This window comes from Devosia sp. (assembly GCF_017307565.1).
GTDB lineage: Bacteria > Pseudomonadota > Alphaproteobacteria > Rhizobiales > Devosiaceae > Devosia.
Genome location: NZ_JAFKHD010000356.1, coordinates 6,154 through 23,045, shown reverse-complemented (window position 1 = coordinate 23,045; position 16,892 = coordinate 6,154). Strand labels below are relative to the sequence as shown.

Annotated in this window: 19 protein-coding genes; 10 read left to right on the top strand and 9 right to left on the bottom strand. The window is 62.7% G+C overall.

Features of this window, described 5'->3' with window-relative positions; genetic code table 11:
• The first annotated feature begins 312 nt into the window (after positions 1–312).
• The 3 genes from J0I64_RS14580 (at position 313) to J0I64_RS14570 (ending at position 3,342) form a co-directional block, all read left to right on the top strand.
• Positions 313–924 (top strand): Spy/CpxP family protein refolding chaperone, encoded by a 612-nt coding sequence (locus J0I64_RS14580; protein ID WP_291409498.1) that lies wholly within the window; start codon positions 313–315, stop codon positions 922–924.
• 161 nt (positions 925–1,085) lie between these two features.
• Complete coding sequence (locus tag J0I64_RS14575; protein ID WP_291409496.1) at positions 1,086–2,315, top strand: aminotransferase class V-fold PLP-dependent enzyme; 1,230 nt, start codon at positions 1,086–1,088, stop codon at positions 2,313–2,315.
• Between the two features lie 121 nt (positions 2,316–2,436).
• The gene (locus J0I64_RS14570; RefSeq protein WP_291409494.1) at positions 2,437–3,342 is read left to right on the top strand and encodes a DMT family transporter; all 906 of its coding nucleotides are present in this window, start codon (positions 2,437–2,439) and stop codon (positions 3,340–3,342) included.
• 7 nt (positions 3,343–3,349) lie between these two features.
• Here the strand turns inward: J0I64_RS14570 and J0I64_RS14565 are convergent, their stop codons facing one another.
• Positions 3,350–3,733: a DUF2147 domain-containing protein gene (locus J0I64_RS14565; RefSeq protein WP_291409492.1), complete on the bottom strand. Its 384-nt coding sequence runs from the start codon at positions 3,731–3,733 to the stop codon at positions 3,350–3,352.
• Between the two features lie 300 nt (positions 3,734–4,033).
• Between J0I64_RS14565 and J0I64_RS14560 the strand changes: the two genes are divergently transcribed.
• The 4 genes from J0I64_RS14560 (at position 4,034) to J0I64_RS14545 (ending at position 6,597) form a co-directional block, all read left to right on the top strand.
• Positions 4,034–4,630, top strand: a complete 597-nt coding sequence (locus J0I64_RS14560; protein WP_291409490.1) for a thymidine kinase — start codon at positions 4,034–4,036, stop codon at positions 4,628–4,630.
• Complete coding sequence (locus tag J0I64_RS14555) at positions 4,630–5,019, top strand: acyl-CoA thioesterase (protein WP_291409488.1); 390 nt, start codon at positions 4,630–4,632, stop codon at positions 5,017–5,019. The genes J0I64_RS14560 and J0I64_RS14555 overlap by 1 nt, the downstream gene beginning before the upstream one ends.
• Positions 5,020–5,244: 225 nt before the next feature.
• Positions 5,245–5,916: an SH3 domain-containing protein gene (locus J0I64_RS14550; RefSeq protein ID WP_291409486.1), complete on the top strand. Its 672-nt coding sequence runs from the start codon at positions 5,245–5,247 to the stop codon at positions 5,914–5,916.
• Between the two features lie 108 nt (positions 5,917–6,024).
• Positions 6,025–6,597 carry an SH3 domain-containing protein gene (locus J0I64_RS14545; protein ID WP_291409484.1) on the top strand — a complete coding sequence of 191 codons (573 nt, stop codon included), beginning with the start codon at positions 6,025–6,027 and terminating at the stop codon, positions 6,595–6,597.
• A gap of 56 nt (positions 6,598–6,653) precedes the next feature.
• On the opposite strand, the gene J0I64_RS14540 is transcribed toward J0I64_RS14545, so the two are convergent.
• The 3 genes from J0I64_RS14540 to J0I64_RS14530 all read right to left on the bottom strand — a co-directional run bounded on the left by J0I64_RS14540 (position 6,654) and on the right by J0I64_RS14530 (position 7,896).
• The gene (locus J0I64_RS14540; RefSeq protein ID WP_291409482.1) at positions 6,654–7,082 is read right to left on the bottom strand and encodes a CBS domain-containing protein; all 429 of its coding nucleotides are present in this window, start codon (positions 7,080–7,082) and stop codon (positions 6,654–6,656) included.
• A gap of 220 nt (positions 7,083–7,302) precedes the next feature.
• On the bottom strand, positions 7,303–7,599 hold the full coding sequence (locus J0I64_RS14535) for a hypothetical protein (protein ID WP_291409480.1): 297 nt from the start codon (positions 7,597–7,599) through the stop codon (positions 7,303–7,305).
• A gap of 105 nt (positions 7,600–7,704) precedes the next feature.
• Positions 7,705–7,896 carry a hypothetical protein gene (locus J0I64_RS14530; protein ID WP_291409478.1) on the bottom strand — a complete coding sequence of 64 codons (192 nt, stop codon included), beginning with the start codon at positions 7,894–7,896 and terminating at the stop codon, positions 7,705–7,707.
• Positions 7,897–8,052: 156 nt separating this feature from the next.
• On the opposite strand from J0I64_RS14530, the gene J0I64_RS14525 reads away from it, so the two are divergent.
• From J0I64_RS14525 to J0I64_RS14515, 3 genes are read left to right on the top strand one after another with little or no spacing between them, the layout of a single operon-like run.
• Positions 8,053–9,120 carry a LacI family DNA-binding transcriptional regulator gene (locus J0I64_RS14525; protein WP_291409476.1) on the top strand — a complete coding sequence of 356 codons (1,068 nt, stop codon included), beginning with the start codon at positions 8,053–8,055 and terminating at the stop codon, positions 9,118–9,120.
• 54 nt (positions 9,121–9,174) lie between these two features.
• Positions 9,175–10,377 carry a pyridoxal phosphate-dependent aminotransferase gene (locus tag J0I64_RS14520; RefSeq protein ID WP_291409474.1) on the top strand — a complete coding sequence of 401 codons (1,203 nt, stop codon included), beginning with the start codon at positions 9,175–9,177 and terminating at the stop codon, positions 10,375–10,377.
• A gap of 2 nt (positions 10,378–10,379) precedes the next feature.
• Entirely contained in the window at positions 10,380–10,892 is a 513-nt protein-coding gene (locus J0I64_RS14515) for a 2'-5' RNA ligase family protein (RefSeq protein ID WP_291409472.1), read from the top strand.
• Between the two features lie 66 nt (positions 10,893–10,958).
• Here J0I64_RS14515 and J0I64_RS14510 read toward each other — a convergent pair whose 3' ends face one another.
• The 5 genes from J0I64_RS14510 to trxB all read right to left on the bottom strand — a co-directional run bounded on the left by J0I64_RS14510 (position 10,959) and on the right by trxB (position 16,862).
• On the bottom strand, positions 10,959–12,089 hold the full coding sequence (locus tag J0I64_RS14510; protein WP_291409470.1) for a hypothetical protein: 1,131 nt from the start codon (positions 12,087–12,089) through the stop codon (positions 10,959–10,961).
• Positions 12,090–13,543: 1,454 nt separating this feature from the next.
• Positions 13,544–14,023, bottom strand: coding sequence for a hypothetical protein (locus J0I64_RS14505; protein ID WP_291409468.1), 480 nt, complete (start codon positions 14,021–14,023; stop codon positions 13,544–13,546).
• A 29-nt stretch (positions 14,024–14,052) separates the two neighbouring features.
• A complete protein-coding gene (locus J0I64_RS14500; RefSeq protein ID WP_291409466.1) occupies positions 14,053–14,760 on the bottom strand; it encodes an HAD family hydrolase in 708 nt (235 codons plus the stop codon).
• Positions 14,761–14,903: 143 nt separating this feature from the next.
• Positions 14,904–15,803, bottom strand: a complete 900-nt coding sequence (locus J0I64_RS14495) for a LysR family transcriptional regulator (protein ID WP_291409464.1) — start codon at positions 15,801–15,803, stop codon at positions 14,904–14,906.
• Between the two features lie 108 nt (positions 15,804–15,911).
• The gene (gene trxB, locus J0I64_RS14490) at positions 15,912–16,862 is read right to left on the bottom strand and encodes a thioredoxin-disulfide reductase (RefSeq protein ID WP_291409462.1); all 951 of its coding nucleotides are present in this window, start codon (positions 16,860–16,862) and stop codon (positions 15,912–15,914) included.
• Positions 16,863–16,892 lie beyond the last annotated feature (30 nt).

Sequence of the window (16,892 nt, the reverse complement as noted above, 5' to 3'; positions counted from 1 at the left end):
CATCGGCGCCCGGCATGTCGTCATCTCCGGCCTTCTTGGCTGGACGAGCCTTGGTGTCTGCCTGGCGCTGATCCTGCGGTCGCTTTTCTGCCTCGCGGGACGGGGCAGGTTGGATAGGCTTGTGGGTGGTCATGGTGATGCTCCTTTCCCTAGCGCTAAAACGCTCGAGGGTGGGGCGCGGGTCCATCACGAGTTGCTGCTACCTTACCGACCTTGCCAAGTGTTCATGCTCAGGCAACCTCGGGAAGAGCTTTGCTTCGCTAGGGTCGAGATATTCCGGTTCGCCCGGATTCCCATGCAAGGAAAGTTAGAATGAAGACGATTTCGACCAAGGCCATTGTGGCCATCATGGCAACGGCGATCGGCCTCGGTGCCGTCGCGCCAGCCATGGCTCAGACCGCGCCGCAGAATTCGGGCGCGGTTGCGACGCAGGACGCCAATGCACCGGCCGGACACAACTTCCGCAAGCAGGGTGACGGTCAACGTGCCCGCGGCGGTTTCAGCCTCTTCGATTTTGCTCGCGGTGGCGAGAGGATCGAAGTGGCACTGGTGCAGCTCAGCCATCGGGTCGACCTGACCGATGCCCAGAAGACGCTGCTTGATACGCTCAAGACGTCGGCACTTGCCGCTGCCGGTGACTTTGCGACCGCGACGGAAGGCCTGCGCCCGACGCCGCCCGCCGAAGGCCAGAAGCCTGTTGCCCCCAGCATCTCCCAGCGGCTCGAAAACCGCATCGCCCTCGAAAAGGCCCAGCTTGCCGCGCTTGAAGCGGTGCAGCCGGCCGCAACTGCGTTCTTCGACAGCCTGACAGATGCCCAGAAGGCCCAGCTCATGCCGCATCAGGGTGAGCATGGCGCCGGTCCTCGTGGCGGGCACGGTGGCGACCACCAGCAGGGGCCGCGCGGCTTCGGCGGAAAACGCTGAACGCAGAGCCCGATTAGGCTCACCGCTTCCTTCGAGCGGTGAGGCGGGCGGCGCGGGTTGCTCAGGATAACCGTGCGTCGCGGCAAGCCCGGCTCTCAACGGCCGGGCTTGCTTTTGTGTCCGGGTTCTCTACCAATCGATCGATCATTGATGGATGGACGATGACCAAGCTCCCTCTGGAACCTGCACGTATCCGTGCGCTTTTCCCCGCCTTTGCCGAGCCGAGCCTTCAGGGCCAGGCCTTTTTCGAGAACGCTGGAGGCTCCTATACGGCGCAGGCCGTGATCGACCGGCTGGAGCACTATTATCGCGCCACCAAGGTTCAGCCCTATGGCGTCTATGCCGCTTCGATCGAAGCGGGGGAGGCCATGAACCTGGCGTTCGAGCGGATGGCGGCGGCGCTCAACGTCACGGCGGACTGGATTCATTTTGGGCCATCCACATCTGCCAATACCTATGTGCTCGGGAATGCCTTTGGCGGCTGGTTGAAGCCGGGCGACGTCATCGTCGTGACCAATCAGGACCACGAGGCCAATACCGGGGCCTGGCGTCGGTTGTCGCAGCGCGGCATTACGGTGCGCGAATGGAGCGTTGACGGGCAGACTGGACGGCTGGCGCTGCCGGCACTTGACGCTGTGCTCGACGACAAGGTGAAGCTGGTGGCGATGCCGCACTGCTCCAACGTGGTCGGCGAGATCAACCCGGTGGCCGAGGTTGCCAAGCGAGCCCATGCCGTGGGTGCAGTGCTGGCGGTGGACGGGGTGAGCTATGCCCCGCATGGCCTGCCGGATCTCGTTGAACTCGGCGCCGATATGTATCTGTTTTCTGCCTACAAGACCTATGGGCCGCACCAGGGCGTGATGGCTGTGCGGCCGGAACTAGCCATGCAGCTGCCCAACCAGGGGCACTTCTTCAACGACACCAAGCCGCGCTACAGGCTGACGCCGGCCGGGCCGGACCATGCCCAGATCGCGGCTTCCGCCGGGATTGCCGACTATCTCGAGCAGGTTTCCGCCATCGCCGGAGACAGCGTCGGTGGCAGCGATCCCTTCCGGCGAGCCCATGCGGCGATGCGGGCGCAGGAGATCGCGCTGGCGCGACCGCTGCTGGATTATCTCAATGGGCGCAATGATGTGAACCTGGTTGGTCCGGGCGACGCGGAACTGCGCGCACCGACCATTGCGCTGCGCCACCGGGAGCCTGGGGTCGAGGTGGCCAAGCGGCTCGCCAAACATGACATCATGGCTTCGGGCGGGAATTTTTATGCCTGGCGCCTGATGGAGGCGCTGAACATCGATCCGCAGCACGGCGTCCTGCGGCTTTCCTTCGTGCACTACACGAGCCCGGAAGAAATCCAGAGTCTGATCAAGGCTTTGGATGCAGAGCTTTAGGGGTAGATTCATCTCCCCGGTTCGTCCTAGGACGATTGCCGCTTAAAGAGAGATCCCCGCGGTCGCGGGGATGACGCCGTGGGTGGGTGACCGCCCGGCGCAATCCTGTCGAGTTACGAGAATGTCGCGTCCAGTCGCCGCTCTGCTTCTGCTGCTCTGCACCATGTTCTGGGGATTTGCCTTTGTGGCCCAGAAATCGGCCATGGGGTCGATGGGGCCGCTGAGCTTTGCCGGGGTTCGCTACATTATCGGCGGACTGCTAGTGCTGCCGCTGGCAATCAATGAATGGCGGCGGCGCAAGGTGGAGCTGTCGCGCTCGCAATGGATGGTGGTGGGCGTCCTGTGCTTTGCCTTCTTCATGGGATCGTGGCTGCAGCAGGCGGGGCTGGCGACGACGACGGCGACCAATGGCGGGTTCCTGACGGGCCTCTACGTGTTCTTCGTGCCGGCGATCGGCTATTTCGTGTTTCGGACGCGGCCGCATCCGATCGTTTATGTCGGCGTGCCGCTGGCGCTGGTGGGCATCTATTTCCTCAATGGCGGGGGGCTTTCGAGCTTCAACGGCGGCGACTGGCTGATCGTGGGCAGCGCCGTGTTCTGGGCCATGCATGTGCTGACGCTAGGGCATATCGCCAAGGAAACCGGGTTGCCGATCTTTGTTTCGGCGGTCAGCTTCCTTGTGGCAGGCACTGTGGCGCTGGCGATTGCCGTGCCGGTCGAGGCGCCGACGATTGCACAGATTTCGGATGTCTGGGTGCAGCTGGCTTATGCCGCGGTGCTGTCGACGGCGGTGGGCTTCACCCTGCAGGCCGTGGGGCAGCAATATGTGCCGCCGGCCAATGCGGCGATCATCCTATCGGCCGAGAGCCTTTTTGCCGCTCTTGGCGGGGCGGTGGTACTCGGGGACCGCCTGCCGGCCGTAGGGTATGCAGGGGCCGCGCTGCTGTTCGTGGCCATCGTGATGGTGGAGGCGGTGCCGGCGCTGCTGGAGCGCCGGAGATTGCCCGAGGTCCGGGCGACCAACTGAGGGTCGGCTACTCGGTGTAGCGGTGCATTTCGTAGGTCTTGCAGACCACGAGCACCGCGCAGCCCTGCAGGGTCATGTGATCCTCGCTGCGCTGGATCATGGTGCCGGACATGTTGTAGCCGAAGAGGCGAATGCTACCCTTCCAGCGATTGGGGCCGGCCTGGTTCATGTGGTTGGCCATCGAGCGATTGAGGTAGGGCTTGTACTGCTCGTTATAGTCCACATCGCTCAGCCAGATGAGCTGGCCACAAAGCTGGGTGCCATCACCGCACATTTCGAGCCGGAAGCGCGTGTCCTTGCCTTCCAGTTCCCACACGCCGGCCGGCGAGGCGAAGGCGGGGGTGGCGAGCAGGGCGGCGGCGGCAAAGGCGAGGCTACGGGCAAAGCGCATTGGCGGAAACTCTCTACTTGATGACCCGATCTTGGCCGGTCGAGCCTGAATGGTGGCTGAACGGCTTCATGCATACGTCATGCAAGCCGCATAGGCTGATCTCGCTCCGGGCAGCCCATGCAGCCGGATGCGCCGTTCGCACCGGCCCCCCAGGCTCGCGGACGCATTCCCCGAGGCCATCGGCCTCTACGTGTAGGCCTTGGCCGCCCACGGGCGGCCCTTTTTTGTGGACCGTCCAGATTAGGTCTCGCTCCGATCCTCGCACTGCGCGAGAAAGGGCCGAAGCATCCGAGGCGGACAATGGCCAAACTCTACTTTTCCTATGCCGCTATGAATGCCGGCAAGTCCACCTTGCTGCTGCAGGCTGCCTATAACTATCGCGAGCGCGGCATGCGGCCGCTGCTCTATACCTCGGCGCTTTATGTCGAGGACGGAATAGGGCTGGTTTCCTCGCGCATCGGCATCAGCGAACCGGCCGAACTCTATGCGTCGGGGGACGATCTCTATCAGTCGATCCGGGATTCGCATGAAGAGTCCAAGGTCGATTGCGTGTTTGTCGATGAAGCGCAGTTTCTCGAGCGCGAGCAGGTGTGGCAGCTGGCGCGCGTTGCCGATCGGTTACGCATTCCGGTGATGTGCTTCGGGCTGCGGACCGACTTTCAGGGCAAGCTCTTTCCCGGCTCGATGGAGCTGCTGGCCATTGCCGACGTGATGCGCGAAATTCGCACCATCTGTACCTGTGGCGCCAAGGCGACCATGGTGGTGCGGCAGAGCCTGGACGGGCGTGTGCTGACCGATGGCGACCAGGTGTCGATCGAAAAATCCGTCTATCTCTCGCTGTGCCGCAAGCACTGGGAAGAGGCGGTCGGCCGCTGGCCGGTGAAAGGACCAGAATGATGGAAAATCTCGTGAGCGAACCGCAGGGCCAATTGACCATCCGCACCCTGGCCATGCCGGCGGACACCAATGCGGCAGGCGATATTTTCGGCGGCTGGGTGATGAGCCAGATGGACATTGCCGGCGCCATCGCGGCGGTAGAGCGCGTCAAGGGCAGGGTGGTGACGGTGGCCGTCGAGGCGATGACGTTCATCGCGCCGGTCAAGGTTGGCGACGTGCTCTGCGTCTATACGACCATCGAGAAGATCGGACGCACCTCGATCACCATCGGTCTCGAGGCCTGGGTGCGGCGGCACGAACTCGACGACCGCAAGAAGGTGACCGAGGGACGGTTCATTTATGTGTCTCTTGACGATAACGGCCAAAAGCGGGTGATCCCGCAAGGCTGAAGCACTACATTCAGGCTGCGTTCAGGCTCGGTACGCGACAACGCTCAGGAACCGCTCAGGTGGGGGCGAGTGACGGGGCTTCGTTGTCATCTTGCTGCTGCCGCCTGGGTTTTTGAATTCGCTGGGTGCCGGAACTCTTTAAAGGCCGGCTCCGTTTCTGCAGCAACGAAATTCCGCACCGGGCTTTCAGCGTCGACCGGACAGCGGAGAAAGAGGGACTACGTCATGAATCGTCATACCCGCAAAACACTGCTCAATGTGGCGACTGCCGTTGCCGTGGCGACGACTGCGGTTGTTGTCTTCCTGCCGGCCGCACAGGCGGCGCCGGGCACTGTGACCAGCAATGTCAACGTGCGGTCGGGCCCGGGCACCAACTATCCCGTTGTCGACACGGTTCGCCGTGGCCAAGCGGTGGATGTGCAGCAGTGCCAGGGTTCCTGGTGCTATGTCGCGAAGCCGGGCCCGTCGGGTTGGGTTTCTGCCAGCTATCTGGCAGCGGGGGGCGGTGTGCCGGTCAATCCGAGCCAGCCGGGCATTTCCTTTGGCTTTAACCTCGGCCCCAATGGTCCGAACGTAAATATCGGCATCGGCAATCCGCAGCAGCCGCCGCGTCCGCCGCGCCCGCCCGTGGTGCAGCCGCTGCCGCAGCCGACCTATGGCGAAGTCTGCTTCTATGATGGCAGCCGCTATCGCGGTGCGAGCTTCTGCCTGCAGCCGGGCGACAATATCCGCGACTTGCGCGAATGGACCGACCGGATTTCCTCGATCGAGAACAGCGACGGCTACAATGTGCAGGTTTGCACCGAGCCGAACTATCGCAATTGCCGGACCTATACGACCAGCGCCAGCTCGCTGAACGACTTCGACGATTACATCGCTTCGATCCGCATCCGCTAAACAATAGACGGCGCCGCGCAAAAGTACGGCGCCGTTTTTCTGGCCCTTGGCCGCTGGTCGAGGCCGCGCTAGAGTTCCGCCGATTTCGTCCTGGGGGATTCTCTATCCATGAAGCGCTTGAAGAGCCTTGCTCTCGCCATCGGTTTTGGACTGTCCCTGCTATCGCCCGTCATGGCCGCGCCCGAAGTTGGCTCGCACGGCTGGGCCCAGGTGGACCTGACGCTGCGCGCGGGGCCGGGGGCACAGCATGATGTTACCGGATCCATTGCCGAGAACAGCGCCATCCGCATTCAGCGTTGTCAGGTGAACTGGTGCATGGTCAGTGCGGGGTCGCAGCGCGGCTGGACGAGCAAGGAAGCGCTGAGCTTTGGCGCGGGACCAGAAGGCCCGCTGTTCCTCGTGCGACCGGATTACCCGGCCGGCGGCTACGGCACGGTGTGCTTCTGTGAGGGCCGCAACTACACCGGGGCCTCGCTCTGCGGGACGTCCGGCCAGGTGTTCAACGACCTCAAGCTCTACGGCTACGACAACCGCTTCTCATCCGTAAAGGTGGACGGGTATGTCTCGGCGGCTGCTTGCCGCGATCGCGGGTTCAAGTCCTATTGCGAGCGCATCATCGAGAGCCAGCCGGTGCTGCACCCGCATCTGATGCGAAACGTCTCCTCGATCCGGGTCTATTAAGACTTCCGAAAATCCCCGCTTAGGCGGGGATTTGCTTTTGGGCGTAGCGAGGGCGTTCAGCTCGCGATGTATTCGCGCAGGACCTCGGCCTCGTGCTCGACTTCCTCGATCTTGAGCTTGACCACGTCGCCGATGGAGACGATGCCGATGAGACGATCGGCATCGACCACGGGCATGTGGCGGACGCGGCGGTGCGTCATGCGCTCCATGACTTCGGCGATGGCGGTGGAGCGATCGCAGGTCACGACACTGCGCGTCATGCACGCACCGATCGACTGGGCGAGGGCGGTTGCCGGGTTCTTGCCGAGTTGCCGGACGATGTCGCGCTCGGACAGGATGCCCTTTACGGTTTCGCCCGCGCCGACGATGACCACGGCGCCGATATTGTGGGTGTTGAGCATGGCAACCGCGTCGGCCAGCGTGTCACTGTCGCGCAGGGTATAGACGGTCGTGCCCTTGGTTTGCAGGATGGTGTCGACAATCAAAGTCAGGTCCTCCTCGCTAGGACCAATCGAGATTCAGCTGTTGCCGGCCGGCTTCTCGAAAATCGTCATACGCGGCTCGGCTTGAGCGGAATGTCGATCGGTACGAGGAGTGTGCACCCGAAGCCTGTGGCCTACAAGGCAGAAAAAGGGCTGGCGCTAGGGCCAGCCCAGGGACTTTGGAGGAAAGTCAACGACACGGAGGGCTCGTGTCGCACATTGGTCAGCGTTCTCCCGAAACCGACCAATTGGTGGGACGCCGACGGGGCGGCGTCGAAGCTGGAATGCGATTACGCCAGACGAAACGGCCGACTTCGAACAGCATGGTCATGACCAGAATGGTCACGGGAACCATGAAGACGGCGACCTGTGCATCCGGATGGGTGGCGAGATCAGCCGCCAAGGCTGGGGGCGCGCCGGAAAGGAAGGCACCAGCGAGACCCAGGGAGGCGGCAAAGCCAATCGCAATGGCGAACTTTACCTTGAGGCTATTCCGCCCCCGAGACGAGAAAACAGGCATGGGATAGGCGTCTCATCGTTGAGGATGAGGGGAGGAAATCATGCAAATGGGGTTTGACTATGACGATCCCGTGGCAGGCGTTCGATTCGCCTGCGTCGGCTTGCCTCAGGCGTTATCGCAGGCGAAGGGCTTTGGCTGCTGGACAAGCCGGGCAACTGCAGTCGTGACAAAGGTGAACAGCCGGGCAATCGGGTGGCCGACATTGTGCGACGATTGCCGTTCCCAGGCGCATTCGAGGTCCGGGTCGAGCCAGGTCTGGCGGTAGATGTCCTTGTAGAAATAGCTGGCGGGAATCATGGTGGTCCCTTTCCGTGGTAAATGTTGAATCGGTTCAATATCTGGATGCGATTTTCCTTGAACCGGTTCAAAACATGCGCCTTCGCGGTGACGCGGTCAAGCGAAAATTGAACCGATACAAAAACTGTGATAGCCAGAGGGCGAGGAGACTTTGCCATGGTTCAGGACAATCCGGTGCGGCTGCGCGATGTAGCCCGGGCCGCGGGCGTCTCGCAGGGGACGGCGTCGAATGTGTTCAATCGACCCGAGATCGTGCGGACAGAGGTGCGCGAGCGGGTCGAGGCTGCGGCCAAGGAACTGGGCTATGCGGGGCCAAGCCTGACGGGACGGCTGCTTAGGGCGGGCAAGGTTAATGCCATTGGCGTGGCGACGGCGGAGCCGCTGACCTACTTTTTCGAAGACCAATGGGCACGGGCCATGATGGCTGCGATTGCGGCCGAGTGCGACAAGCACGGCGCAGGCCTGTCGATCGTTTCGGCCATGAACCGGGAGCGGCCGGCCTGGAATATCCAGAGCGCGCTCGTCGACGGCTTGATCCTGCTCTGTGCGGAGGAGGGGCCGGCGTTGATCGGCCAGACGGAAAAGCGGGAGCTGCCCTTTGTGGCGCTCGGGCTGGAAGAGGGGATGATCGACGCACCGGGGGTCGGCATCGACAATCGTGATGGCGCGCGGCAGGCGGCAATGCATGTGGTGGGATTAGGTCACCGCCAGGTTGCCATTCTGGGCATTGGCGAGGCCTGGAACGGAGGGGAGCCGACGCCGGAAGAGGTGATGGCGACGCCCTATCTTACCGTGCGCGACCGGGCCGAGGGCTACTGGGAAGGGCTGGCGAGCGCGGGGATCGCCGCGAGGCAGGTGCCCTATGCCGACACCGATGGCGAGCGGGACACCGTTTGGGCTGCGATGGAGCGGCTCTACAAGGCGGCGAAAACGCCCACGGCCATTCTGGCGATGTCTGACCGCGCGGCGCTCTTTGCCATCGAGTGGCTGAAGGCGAGCGGGCGGAGTGTGCCGGAAGACGTGTCTGTGATCGGCTTTGACGGCGTTCCGGAAGGCGCGGACACGCTTCCCGGGCTGACGACGGTGCAGCAGCCTTATCAGGAACTGGCGGCGCGGGCGGTCGCATCCATCCTCGGCGGCGAGGAGATTACGACCCGCACTGTGTTGCCCTTGCCTCTGGTGGTGCGCGGGAGCACGGGACCGGCGCGCAAAGGCGAGTTATGACTTTTCCGTAACGGCGGTTTCGACTACACCAGCCCGGCTAATATGGAGGCGGGCATGGCTTTTCTTTCCGATGCGCTTGGACGCGTGGCACCATCTGCGACTGTGGCGATCAGCCAGAAGGCGCGGGTGATGGCGCAGGAGGGCAAAGACATTATCGCCCTTTCTGCCGGGGAACCGGATTTCGATACCCCGGTGCATGTCCGCGACGCCGCCAAGAAGGCGATGGACGAAGGCAAGACGCGCTACACCAATGTCGATGGCATTCCCGAGCTGAAGGAAGCTGTCGCGCGCAAGTTCAAGCGCGACAATGGGCTCGACGTTACCGCAGCGGACTGCTTCGTGTCCTCGGGCGGCAAGCAGATCATCTTCAACGCGCTGATGGCGACGCTCAATCCGGGCGATGAAGTCGTCATTCCCGTGCCCTATTGGGTGAGCTATCCCGAAATCGTGCGGCTCTGCGGCGCGGACCCGGTTTTTGCCGTGGCCGATGCCTCGACGGGCTTCAAGCTGTCGCCAGAGGCGCTGGAAGCGGCGATTACGCCCAAGACCAAGTGGCTGCTGCTCAATACGCCGTCGAACCCGACCGGTGCTGCTTATACGGCTGCCGAGCTGCGTGGGCTGGCCGACGTGCTGCTGCGCCATGAACATGTGCACATCCTGACCGACGACATCTATGAAGTGCTGGTCTATGACGGCGGCAAGTTCTCGACGATCGCGCAGGTGGAGCCGAAACTACAGCCGCGCACGCTGACGATGAACGGCGTCTCCAAGTCGCATGCTATGACCGGCTGGCGCATTGGCTATTGCACGGGCCCGCGGCCGTTGCTGGCGGCGATGACCAAGCTGCAGGGGCAATCGATCTCCAACCCGACTTCGATCTCCCAGTGGGCCGCTGTGGCGGCGCTGGATGGACCGCAGGAATTTCTGGGCGAGTGGCTGAAGGTTTTCCAGGAGCGTCGCGACCTGGTGGTAAAGGGGCTCAACGCCAATACCGGGCTCGATTGCCTGACGCCGGAAGGCGCCTTCTATGTGTTCCCCTCGTGCCAGCGCCTGCTCGGCAAAACCAGCGCCGGTGGCACCAAGCTCGTGACCGACGAAGATTTCGTCATGGCGCTGCTGGAAGAGACCGGGGTGGCGCTGGTGCATGGCACGGCCTTTGGCCTGCCGGGGCATTTCCGCCTGAGCTATGCGGCGAGCAATGCGGAGCTGGAGGAAGCCGTGCGGCGTATCCAGCAGTTCTGCGCCGGGATCCACTGACGATGGGCCTCGCCGTGTCGCTGCTTTTCGATGGCGCGACAACGGCGAGGGTTCGGTCGCTGTGGGATAGGCTAGGCGAGGCCGGGATCAGCACGAGCATGCTCGATCTCGGCTATGCACCGCATCTGACGCTCACGGTGATGGAGGACGAAGGGCTGGCCGCCCAATTGCAGCGCGAGCTGGCGCGGCGACCCTGGGGCGATGGTCTCGAGATGGAAATCGGCCCGGTGGGCCGGTTTGAGGGCACGGACGTTGTCTGGCTGGGCGGGGCGGGGGAGCGGCTGCGCGCGTTGCAGGGTGACGTGGCCGGGCTTGTGGCGCTTGATGCGATCGATCCGCACTATCGGCCGGATAACTGGGTGCCGCACGTGACGCTGCAGACTACGGGCGATGCGGCGGCGGGGCTGGTGATGGTCGGGGAGACCTGGCCGGCGCCGATGCGGGCGCGGGCGATCGCTATCGAACTGGTGCGGTTTCGGCCGATTGTGCCGCTATGGCGGGCGGAGCTTTCCTGACGCACAAAAGGAAATCCCCGCTTTCGCGGGGACGGCCTTTGCATGGAGACGCTGGAGGCGTGTTCGTCAGCCGAGGAGGCCGGCGAGGCTGAAGCCTGAGTTGGAATTGTTCGAGCTGCTGCTCGAGCCCAGCTGGTTGAACATTTCGAGCAGTTTGCTGGACGAGGAATAGTTGGCGACAGCGGCTTCATAGAGCTTGTCGGACCAGCCGGCGGCCTGACGCTCCTCGGCGCTCAGCGAGGAGAAGGCCGAGATCACGTTCTGGCTGAAGGCGGTGGGATCGTTCGACTGCGAGGCCGACTTGAGGCCGGCCATGAGCACGGCGCTCGACTTGGTGCGGAGCTGGGACTTCGCGGCTGCGACTTCCTGGGTGCTGAACTGGCCTTCCTTGTCGAGCACGATGGCCGACAGCGAGCGGCTGGAGAGGCCGGAAAGGTCGACATAGGTGCCGGCAGGGGCGTTGGGCTTGAAGCTCGGAATACGGCCGCCGTCGTGAATTTCGGCATAGCGCTTGTCGAGGGCGGTGCGGGCGTTGGTGGCCAGCGTTGCCATGGACTGGTCGAGGGTGCCGCGGAGATCGACGAGCTTGATGTAGGTGGCGACCGGATCGTCCTCGCCAGCGGAGGGCAGGGCCTTGGGATTGGTCTGGAGCTGCTTGATGCCTTCGGTGACGGCGGCGCGGGAAGCCTTCCAGTTGTCGCTGGCCTTCTCCTCGGGGCCGAGGGCGTCGAGGAAGGTCGCGGCGGCATTGTAGAGGCCGGTATAGTTGCCGGTGACCTGGGCAATCGACAGCGGGCCGGCAAGCGCGGCTTCGAAGCGGCGCTGCATTTCGAGCTTGGCGGCTTCGCGCTCGTCGGCGGTGAAGGTCTGGTCGCTGGCCGCGGCGTAGATTTCGCGCGAGTCGAGAGAGGTCAGGTCGAGCGCCAGTTCGCCATTCTGCAGGGGCGACTTGCGGCCGGCCTCATCGAGGAGCTTGGTGAGCTTGGCGCGGGCATCGGCAACGACGGTGGCCAGGGACTTTTCCGCGAGGGCGGCCTTGGCGGCGTCGGATAGCGTGATGGACGTTGCCGCGCTCGACGTATCGGTGCTGGTGGTGGCCGCAGACTTGGAGGCGCTGGATGTGGCGCTCGCGGTGCTGGACTGGCTCGACGAGGTGGTTGAATAGGCCGAGTAGTAGTTGGCGGTTACGGCGACCATGGCGAATTCTCCTTGCTGCAAATAGTTAAGCAAGTGTTGTGCCGAAAAATTCTCTAGTTTTTTCAATGGGTTTCGTGGGTGTGATTTTCCTGCTCGGCAGAAGTTGCCGAGTGGGTTGGATCGAAAATGCCGGGGAATGCCTGGAACAAAAAAAGGCCCCACCCGAGGGGATGGGTGGGGCCAGGGGCCTACGGCAAAGCCGCTGACCTTGGAGGGGCGGGGCACCACGTACGCCGCCGTCGAGGGGCACTATCTCCCCAGGCTCGCCTGAGCACAAACGCGCAATCGGAAAGGCAGCCATGCAGATTCGCGGAGCAAAAAAAGAGGCTCCAACCGAAGTTGGAGCCTGATTGATAGGGCCGAAGCCAAATCGAGTATGGCCTAACGCAAGGGAGGAGGATTTGCGTCAGTCCGGGTGGGCCCTGACCGAGGGAGGAGGATACGGTCAAAACCCGGTGTCGAGCATCGCGGGTCCCAGGGAGGAGGAGAGGGAGCGGCGTCGCGTCGACAGGTGTGAATATAGATTTTGACCTTTTGGTCAGCAATGCATTTGGTGACATGTCAGCCATGCGTTAGGCACAGCGACAATCTGTCCAAAATTTGAGCATCTTGTATGGTAGACGAGATTCGGGCTCTTCGTTGTCGGGTTGGTGGCGCCGTTCGTGAATAGGGGGCGCGCTTTCGCGGGCGTGACGCCTTGGGCGAAGGAGGGCCGCGCGCAAAGCTCGGCCGCTTTTCGCGACCTGGGCCTGGCCCCGGCGGCTCTACCCACTGGCGCTCGATCAGTGACGTGTCCTTAGGGCAGGTCCAGGATGATGGCGGAGGGGGAGCGCTGCGGCGCGCGAAAGATGCTGCGGCGGATGCTTCCAGAATTTGGGCAAAAAAAGAGGCTCCAACCGAAGTTGGAGCCTGATGACTGGCAGAAGCCAAATCGAAAGTGGGGCAGAGGCAAGGGAGGAGGATATGCCATCTGCCATGAGCGTTGGGTCAGGGAGGAGGAAGACCCGCAACTCGGTGTCGCGATACGGGGTCCGAGGGAGGAGGAGTTCGGAGCGCGTCTCAGCGACACGCCCTATATGAACTCTACTGGTTTAGTAGGCAATCCCGGAACTGACATGTCAGCCATGCATTTTTGCAAGGCTGGGCGCGGCAGCGCATGGCTGCCTGGCGGGTGTTTGCGGAGGCTGAAAGGGAAAAAGAAAAGGCTTCGCCCGAGGGGAGAGCGAAGCCTTAGAGGGTCGGGCCGAAGCCCGTAGGAGGGAACGCAGCGCGATGCAAGGGAGGAGGAGAAACATTCGCGCTGTGATGTGCTCGATATATGTGCGGCCTGCTTATTCGCCAACCAGGGCAGTGACATGTCAGATATGCGGTTCGCGCATGTCATGTGAAAATCATCAATGATTTCAACGCCAAGACGGGCAGGTGCGGCGCGCTGACGCAGCCTGTTTTTTGAGCTAGTACGCGAATGCCGCTGCCAAAGCGCTGCGCAGGGTCATTTCATCCATGAGTTTGATGTCGTCGAGCAGCCAGCCCGAACCTGTGGTGGCCGGCACAAGCACCAACTGGTCGGTGTAATTGGCATCGGGGGATGAGGCGAAGCTGTAGCGAATCTCGACGAGGGTCTTGCCGGCGTCCTCGGTAATGGCCCCGACCTCGCAGCCATCGGCGTAATCGGTCCAGCTGCGCCAAGGCAGGCCATCGCCGAGCGGCGGCTTTTCGTCGGGTGCGGACGCCTGGATCTTGGCATTGTTGGCTTCAGCGTCGGCGATGATGGCGGCCAGATCCGGCGTCAGGTCGGAATCGATGGCGCTCATGTCGTCGTCTAGGCTCGCCTTACAGAAGACAGCGCCGAAAATGGCGGGCGTAGATTCGGCGGCAGAGGCCAAGCCGGGCAGAAGCAGCAGGGTGGAGAGCGCTACTGTGGATGTCTTCATGGTAGTCCCCAAACCAGAATGGCTGGAGATTACACCTCTGCCTCAAATCCGGCGATGGCGGATTCGAGTTCGCCGAGGTGGGCGATGCGGCGATAGCGCGGGTGTTCGGCCGGCTCTTCGGCGAGCTCATAGGACCAGGTGAGGTCGTGGGGCACGTAGACGGCATAGGCCCCGGCTTCGAGAGGGGGCAGGATGTCGGAACGCAGCGAATTGCCGGCCATGAGCGTGTGCTCGGCTCCCTCGGTGTGCCGGGCAAAGATGCGGCGATAGGTTTCGGCGTTCTTGTCGGCCACGACCTCGACGGCGGCGAAGTATTCGGCGAGGCCAGAGGCCGCCAGCTTGCGCTCCTGATCGAAAAGATCGCCTTTGGTGACGAGGATCAGGCGATAGCGATCCTGCAGGGCTTCGAGGGCCGCATCGACATAGGGCAGGGTTTCGATCGGGTAGGTGAGGAGTTCGCGACCCGCAGCGAGGAGTTCGGCGATGACGGTACCGGGCACCTTGTGATCGGTAACCTCAAGGGCGGTCTCGACCATGGAGAGGGCAAAGCCCTTCATGCCGAAGCCGTAGAATTGCAGGTTTTTCGTTACGGAGGCGATGAGGCGCCCGGTGAGGTCGGGGGCGTCGGTGTAGTCCCTGAGTAGCTCGGTGAAGCGCTGTTCGGTCAGCCGGAAGAACTGCTCGTTTTGCCAAAGCGTGTCATCGGCATCGAGGGCGATGGTGGTGATGCGGGACATTTGCTGACTCGCCGTTGGTCGGACATTCACACCCTCGATGTCATCCCGGCGAAGGCCGGGATCCAGCTTGAGATCTCAGGATGGGCCCCGGCCTTCGCCGGGCTGACATTCGGTGGGTGGGGTGATCGTGCGCAACGCCGACCTTAGAAGCTCCACTCGCGGGCCTTGGAGACCAGGAAGTCGCGGAAGACGCCGACGCGCTTGGAGTTTTTGAGGGCCGGCGGATAGACGAAATAGGCTTCGTAGGCCGGGAGTTCGACTTCGGAGAGGACCTGGGTGAGGCCGTCTTCCTTTTCCGTCACATAGGCAGGAAGCATGGCGATGCCGATGCCAGCGCGACAGGCCTGCATCATGCCGTAGATGGCATTGACCTTGAGCACAGCGCGGCGCGGGCTCGATTCCGAGCGCCCCATGCGCTCCAGGAAGTTGATGTCTCCGAGATAGGACGGGACTGGTTCGCCGAAGCTGATGATGCGGTGATTGTCTAGGTCTTCCAGCGCCCGCGGCATGCCGTGCTCGTCGATATAGCTATTGGCGGCGTAGAAGTGGTTGTGGACGGTGAAGAGCTTGCGCTGGATCATTTCCGACTGGTTCGGACGATGCAGGCGGATGGCGACGTCGGCCTCGCGCATGGCAAGGTCAAGCTCGGAGTCGTTGAGGCGGATTTCGAGCTGGATCAGCGGGTAGAGTTTCAGGAACTCATCCAGCCGCGAAGAGAGCCATGTAGAACCGATACCAACGGTCGTGGTGACGATGAGCGGGCCAGTGGGTTCGTCCTGGCTCTCGGACATCTGCGTCTCGACCTGCTGCAACTCCCAGTGCATGCGGTGCGCAGTGCGGAAGAGCTGTTCGCCGACTTCGGTGAGAACCAGGCCGCGGGCGTGGCGGATGAAGAGTTTGAGGCCCAGATCGTCTTCCAGCGCCGATATCTGGCGGCTGACGGCCGATTGGCTCATGCCCAGCTTTTCAGCCGCATGTGTGAAACTGCCCGACTCGGCGGCCGTGTGGAAAATCCGGAGCTTGTCCCAATCGAGCATTTTCATGACGCTTTCTCGTTTACGGTCAGCCAGTCAGCAGACGGCCCGACTTATCGAAAAGTCGGGCACGCATTATGACGAAGATGGGCTTTTCACAGAACATATAGTCGCAGCCTATTCCGCAGCTTCGGCAAGTTCGTGCTCAGCCAGGTAGCGCTCGGCATCGAGCGCGGCCATGCAGCCCATGCCCGCGGCGGTCACGGCCTGACGGTAGACGTCGTCGGTGACGTCACCGGCAGCGAAAACGCCAGGGATGTTGGTTTCGGTGCTGCCCGGCTTCACCTGCAGGTAACCGCCCGGTTTCATGTCGAGCTTGCCAGCAAAGATGGAGGTCGCCGGAGCATGACCAATGGCGACGAAAACGCCGTCGATCTTCTGCTCGTAGACGCGACCGGTCGCGTTGTCCTTGAGGGTCACGGCATTGACCGAGGGCGGCATGGCCGCACCGCCGACTTCCACGACTTCGTGGTGCCAGCGCACTTCGATCTTGGGGTTCTTGAACAGACGCTGCTGCAGTATGCGCTCGGCGCGGAACTCGCCGCGGCGGTGTACCATGATCACCTTGGAGGCGAAATTGGTGAGGAAGAGGGCTTCTTCGACTGCGGTATTGCCGCCGCCGACCACGAGCACTTCCTTGCCGCGATAGAAGAAACCATCGCAGGTGGCGCAGGCGGAAACGCCAAAGCCCTGGAACTTCTGCTCGGACGGCAGGCCAAGCCACTTGGCCTGGGCGCCCGTGGCGATGATCAGCGAATCCGCGGTGTAGGTGTCACCGCTGTCGCCGGTCAGCACGAAGGGACGGCGATCGAAATCGACATGGGTGATGATGTCGTTGACCATCTTGGTACCGACATGTTCGGCCTGGGCCTTCATCTGGTCCATGAGCCAGGGGCCCTGGATGACGTCGGCAAAGCCGGGATAGTTCTCGACATCGGTAGTGATGGTCAGCTGACCACCAGGCTGAAGGCCTTGAATCATCACAGGTTCGAGCATGGCGCGAGCCGCGTAGATGGCTGCTGTGTAGCCGGCGGGGCCGGAACCAATGATGATGACTTTCGCGTGCATCGCGACGCCTCTTCGACAATAAGGAAAATT